Here is a 5,259-nt window from a genome sequence, read left to right as displayed (position 1 = left end):
CGCCCATGGCGACCACGCGAAGATCAACAAAGAAGGGTTTTCGCTGCTGGACATCAAGATGTTCCTGGCCGCCAACGGCTTCGAAGCCGATGGTTTCCAGGTGCCCCTGGAGAAACTGCAGGAAGAGAACCTGCCGGCGATCGCCCTCGTTGACGAAAGGGGCTATCACCATTTCGTGGTGATCAAGGGAATGCGCGACGGCCGGGTACTGGTTGGCGACCCGGCGCTCGGTACGCGCACCATTCCGCTCGACCAATTCGAGGCCACCTGGAAGAACGGTCTGGTCTTCGTGATTCATAACCGCCGTAACCAAGCGGTATTCAACAGTCCACGCGACTGGCGAGTGGTGCCCATGGCACCGCTCGGCCTGAGCATCGATCGCAGCGGGCTCGATCGCATCACCATTCCCAAACGCGGTCCGAACGATATCTAGGCGGCGACCCATGAACCTTCTTCGCCCGCTCGTTTCCGGCTTGATCCTGTGCATTGCGGCGCCGTGCGCCCTTGCGGCTGATGACGTCGTACGCTGGCATGCGGTCAGCGACGCGCAGTTGGACCGCATGCGCGGTGGATTCGATCTGGGCAGCGGCATTGTCGCTTCGCTGGGGATCGATCGCGCGGTCTACATCAACGGCAACCTCGTCACCAGCACCCGTTTCAATATTCCCGACATCGGCCGCCTGGATGCCACGCAGGCCAGCGCGGTGGCGGCGGCGATGGGCACGGTAAATCTGGTACAGAACGGGCCGGGGAATAGCTTCGATCCGTCGGCGTTCAGTCAGTCCGGCGGCGCGACCGTCATCCAGAACACGCTCAACAACCAGCAGATCCAGGCATTGACGACACTCAACGTGAGCACCAACACGCTCGGTCTGTTCCGTGACATGGGTTTGCAAGAGAGCCTGCAATCGGCCTTGATCCGGTCGCAGGGACATTGATGCGGCGCGCCACAGGGGAGACGGACGATGACACGAGGCACATGGAAAAAACGCGGCGCACTCAGTTGCCTGGCGGGCATGGGCATGCTTAGCGGTGCGGTGATCGCGCAGCAACAGGCGCCTGACGATGCTGCTGTCGCTCCCGATGTACGGCAGCGCATCGCCCAGCAAGGCCAACAGATCGACGACATGCGCGCGAAGATAGATGCGCAGCTGGCGCAGTTGGAGGCGATGCAGAAAGCACTTGCGCAACAGGAGGCCGATTACAAGTCGCTGCGACGCGCCGTCGGTATGGATGTCCTGGATAAGCAACGTGCCGGGAACGTCGCCGCTGGCGGCAGCCGCGCTTCCGCCTTGCCGATGCCCGCTGCCGAGGAGCTTGTCGCTGCGACGCCTCTCGATGACGATCAACGCCGTCCGGTGGGGCAGGCGCCGCAGACAGACGATCGTCCGCCAGAGGTGGCGCCGATCTTCGATCAGCCAGGCGTCCTGACACCGCGCGGAAAGTTGGTGTTGGAACCGTCCTACCAGTTCGGCTATTCCTCGGCCGATCGTGTGGCCTTGGTCGGTTATACCGTGATTCCCGCCATCCTGATCGGCCTGATCGATGCGCGACAGGTCAAGACCACCACCCAGACGGGCGCCATCGCCGCGCGATACGGGATTACCAACCGTTTGGAAGTCGAAATGCGCGTGCCGTACGTCTATAGCCATACCGACACGATCAGCCGTGAGATCTTCACCGGCTCGGCGCAGGATCGTGTATTCACGACCAGCGGTCACGGCATTGGCGATATCGAAGCGACGGCGCGTTATCAGCTCAATGACGGCGGTCCGGACAAGGCTTATTACGTGGCTTGGTTGCGCTTCAAGTCGCGCACCGGTCGCGACCCGTTCGAAGTCACTACGGACTGCGTCACGCGTTGCGTGCAGAATGCGACAGGTACTGGCTTGCCGCTCGAATCGCCGACCGGTTCGGGCTTTTATTCATTGCAGCCGGGCATTACCTGGCTCTATCCGTCCGATCCGGTGGTGTTCTTCGGCAACATCAGCTACCTGCGCAATTTTGCCCGCGACAATGTCACACGTAACTTGCTGCTGTCGGGCAAGGAGCAGCTGGGCAAGGTGAAACTGGGCGACATTGTCGACGTCAGCATCGGCATGGGCCTGGCGTTGAACGAGAAGGCATCCTTCAGTATCGGCTACGACCAGAGCTTCGTCGGTGTGACCAAGCAGAATGGTCAGACTGTGCCCGGTTCGGCCAAGTCGGTGCTGGGCACGTTGTTGATCGGCGGCTCCTATCGTTTCAATCCCAAGCGTACCGTGAACTTCACGCTCGGCGTCGGTGTGACCCGCGACACGCCGGATGCGACGGTAACGGTGCGCGTGCCGATGATGTACTGAGTGAGGGGTAAGGTCGCTCGCTGAAAGAGTAAAGAGTAGGGAAGCCGAGCTTTTGGTCGGTGCGGATTTCTCTTTACTCTTCACAGGCCGCGTAGCAGGCGACCTCGCAAGTTCACGCGCTGCGCAGCCGCTTGTTTCGCTGCACCCACCAGCCGCCGCCGCAAACCAGCGCGACCAGCGCCACGTCGAGTACGTACTTCATCCATTCGCGTGCGTCGAACCAATCCGCAACGAGGTGATCGTGCGCGATCATGCGTGCTGCCGTCCAGGCGATGGCGCCCGCGCCGATATAGACAATGACCGGGAAACGCTCGATCAGCTTCAGGATCAGCGTCGAGCCCCACACCACCAGCGGCACACTGATGGCCAGGCCGATGATGACCAGGCCCATGTGGCCGTGCGAGGCGCCTGCGATCGCCAGTACGTTGTCCAGGCCCATCAGCGCGTCGGCCACGACAATGGTGCGCAGTGCCGCCATGAAACTGTCTGCCGCGCCGACGTCATGCGCCGACTCGTCGTTCTTCAGCAGCTTCCAGGCGATGGGCAACAGCAGCAGCCCGCCGGCCAGCATCAGGCCAGGCAGCTTGAGCAGGTAGACCACCACAGCCGTCAATGCGACACGGACCGCTACCGCACCGAAGGTGCCCCAGAACACGGCCTTCTTTTGCAGATGCTTGGGCAGGTTGCGCGCAGCCAGTGCGATCACGATAGCGTTATCGCCCGCCAGCACGATATCGAGCAGGACAATGGCCAGCAGGCTGGAGATGAAATCGGTACCGGAAAGTTCCATGCGGGGTTCCTTGCGCGCGCGACTCGTGCGACGACGACGGGCGCGCACGCAAGCCCGGCGTCATCGCAAAAGTCTTGTTCGCAGCCATGGCCGCCGCGGCGCCCGGAGCGGAAGTGCCGCTCGTGATGACGATCGCCGCACGAGCCGGCCATCGCCCCATGGCGCTGCCTGCCCGGAACTACTCCCTTTTGGGATGTAAGTACGGCGTGGATTGTAGCCCGGCGGGCGTGAGAACGATAGCGCCGGCTGCATTGCGGCATGCCCGTCCTGGGCGCCTCCGGCTACAATGGGCGTTTTCCCCTCGCCATGAGACTCGCCCCATGAGTGCGCACGATATCCGTTCCGCAAAGCGTCCCGATCCCGATCAGCCGATGGTCGATATCGCCAATTACGTCGTCGATTACAAGATCGACTCGCAGGAGGCTTACGATACCGCGCGCTACATGTTGCTCGACTCGCTGGGCACGTCGATGCTCGCGATGAAGTTCCCCGAGTGCGTCAAGCACCTGGGTCCAATCGTGCCTGGCGCCAATATGGTGGGCGGCGCTCGCGTGCCTGGCACCAGCCACGAACTCGATCCCGTGCAGGCGGCCTTCGCGATCGGCACGCAGATCCGCTGGCTCGATTTCAACGACACATGGCTGGCCGCCGAATGGGGTCACCCCTCGGACAACCTCGGCAGCATCCTGGCCGTGGCCGACTACCTGAGCCGCAAGGCGGTGAGCGAGGGCGATAAGCCGCTGACCGTGCGCGATGTGCTGACCTACGCGATCAAGGCGCACGAGATCCAGGGCTGCTATGCGTTGAAGAACAGCTACAACCGCGTCGGTCAGGATCATGTGATCCTGGTGCGCCTGGCCTCCACCGCAGTCGCTACTGCCATGCTCGGCGGCGACAAAGAACAGATTGTCACCGCGGTGTCGCATAGCTGGATCGACAACGGTGCGCTGCGTACCTACCGCCACGCCCCCAACACCGGGCCGCGCAAGAGCTGGGCCGCCGGCGATGCCTGCCGCCGTGCCGTCACCCATGCGATCAATGCCGTGTACCGCGGTGTGGTGGGCTATCCGTCGGCGCTCTCGGCCAAGACCTGGGGTTACTACGATGTTGCCTTCAAGGGCAACGCGTTCGAGTTCGAGCGGCCGTTCGGCAGCTATGTCATGGAGAACGTGCTGTTCAAGATCAGCTTCCCGGCCGAGTTCCACGCTCAAACCGCGGTCGAGTGCGCCATGCAGCTCCACGCCCAGGTTGCCGGCAAGCTGGATCAGGTCGAGAAGGTGGTCATCGAGACGCAGGAAGCCGGCTGCCGCATCATCGACAAGACCGGTCCGTTGGCCAATTATGCCGACCGTGACCATTGCATCCAATATATGGTGGCCGTGCCGATGATCTTCGGCCGCCTGACGGCTGACGATTATAACGATGACGTCGCCGCCGATCCGCGCATCGATGCCTTGCGCGACAAGATGGAGGTGCGTGAGAACCCGCAGTTCACCAAGGATTATTTCGATCCGGACAAGCGTTACATCGGTAACTCGGTGCAGGTGTTCTTCAAGGACGGCAGCAGCACGGAAAAAGTTTCGATCGATTATCCGATCGGCCATCGCAAGCGTCGCGCCGAGGGTATCCCCGTGCTGCTGAAGAAGTTCGAGGCGGCCATGCGCGGCCACCTGCCGGCCAACAAGGTCAAGGCGATTCTCGATGCCGCGGCCGACCCGGCCAAGCTGGACGCCATGCCCGTTCACGACTTCATGACACTTTTTACTGTTTAAATTTTGGTGAGCCGAAACTGAACGCGAGCGTGCGGTAAATACCTAAATGTTTAGTTTTTGCTAAACTGCCGCCGCTCGTTCGGTTGTACATGCGTTCCCCTGGTCTGCGCGCACCCAATGCGCCGGGCGCCCCGAAGCGAATACGAAGAAAAACCAAGAAAGGAGATATCCGATGAACCGTAAGGGCCTTTACTTCCTGATTGCCCTGGCTCTGGGCGGCGTAGGTGCCGTTCACGCGCAGGACCAAGCTGCTTCGAGCACGCCGAGCTACGACGGCCGCTGGTACATCGCGCCGACCGTGGGTGGTTATTACAACGATACGGATCGCAACACGAACAGCCGTCAGGTGTACTAC

General features: G+C 61.8%; 5 protein-coding genes and 1 pseudogene. 5 read left to right on the top strand and 1 reads right to left on the bottom strand.

The features are described from left to right. From VIM98_RS07680 to VIM98_RS07670, 3 genes are all read left to right on the top strand, one after another. Positions 1-433, top strand: a 433-nt coding sequence (locus tag VIM98_RS07680; RefSeq protein ID WP_331992512.1) for a C39 family peptidase, incomplete at its 5' end; no start/stop codon positions are given. 10 nt (positions 434-443) lie between these two features. Beyond that, positions 444-938 carry a hypothetical protein gene (locus tag VIM98_RS07675; RefSeq protein WP_331992511.1) on the top strand — a complete coding sequence of 165 codons (495 nt, stop codon included), beginning with the start codon at positions 444-446 and terminating at the stop codon, positions 936-938. A gap of 27 nt (positions 939-965) precedes the next feature. Continuing rightward, positions 966-2,342, top strand: coding sequence for an acetate kinase (locus tag VIM98_RS07670; RefSeq protein WP_331992510.1), 1,377 nt, complete (start codon positions 966-968; stop codon positions 2,340-2,342). 112 nt (positions 2,343-2,454) lie between these two features. Here VIM98_RS07670 and VIM98_RS07665 read toward each other — a convergent pair whose 3' ends face one another. Beyond that, positions 2,455-3,132, bottom strand: a complete 678-nt coding sequence (locus tag VIM98_RS07665; RefSeq protein WP_331992509.1) for a TerC family protein — start codon at positions 3,130-3,132, stop codon at positions 2,455-2,457. Between the two features lie 320 nt (positions 3,133-3,452). On the opposite strand from VIM98_RS07665, the gene VIM98_RS07660 reads away from it, so the two are divergent. Further along, positions 3,453-4,904, top strand: a complete 1,452-nt coding sequence (locus tag VIM98_RS07660; RefSeq protein ID WP_331992508.1) for a bifunctional 2-methylcitrate dehydratase/aconitate hydratase — start codon at positions 3,453-3,455, stop codon at positions 4,902-4,904. A gap of 172 nt (positions 4,905-5,076) precedes the next feature. Continuing rightward, positions 5,077-5,259, top strand: a pseudogene (locus tag VIM98_RS07655) (OmpA family protein); the annotation flags it as partial.

The organism is Dyella sp., from assembly GCF_036568765.1.
GTDB lineage: Bacteria > Pseudomonadota > Gammaproteobacteria > Xanthomonadales > Rhodanobacteraceae > GSA-30.
The sequence above is the reverse complement of the archived record's forward strand: the minus strand, read 5'-3'. Positions and strand labels throughout refer to the sequence as shown.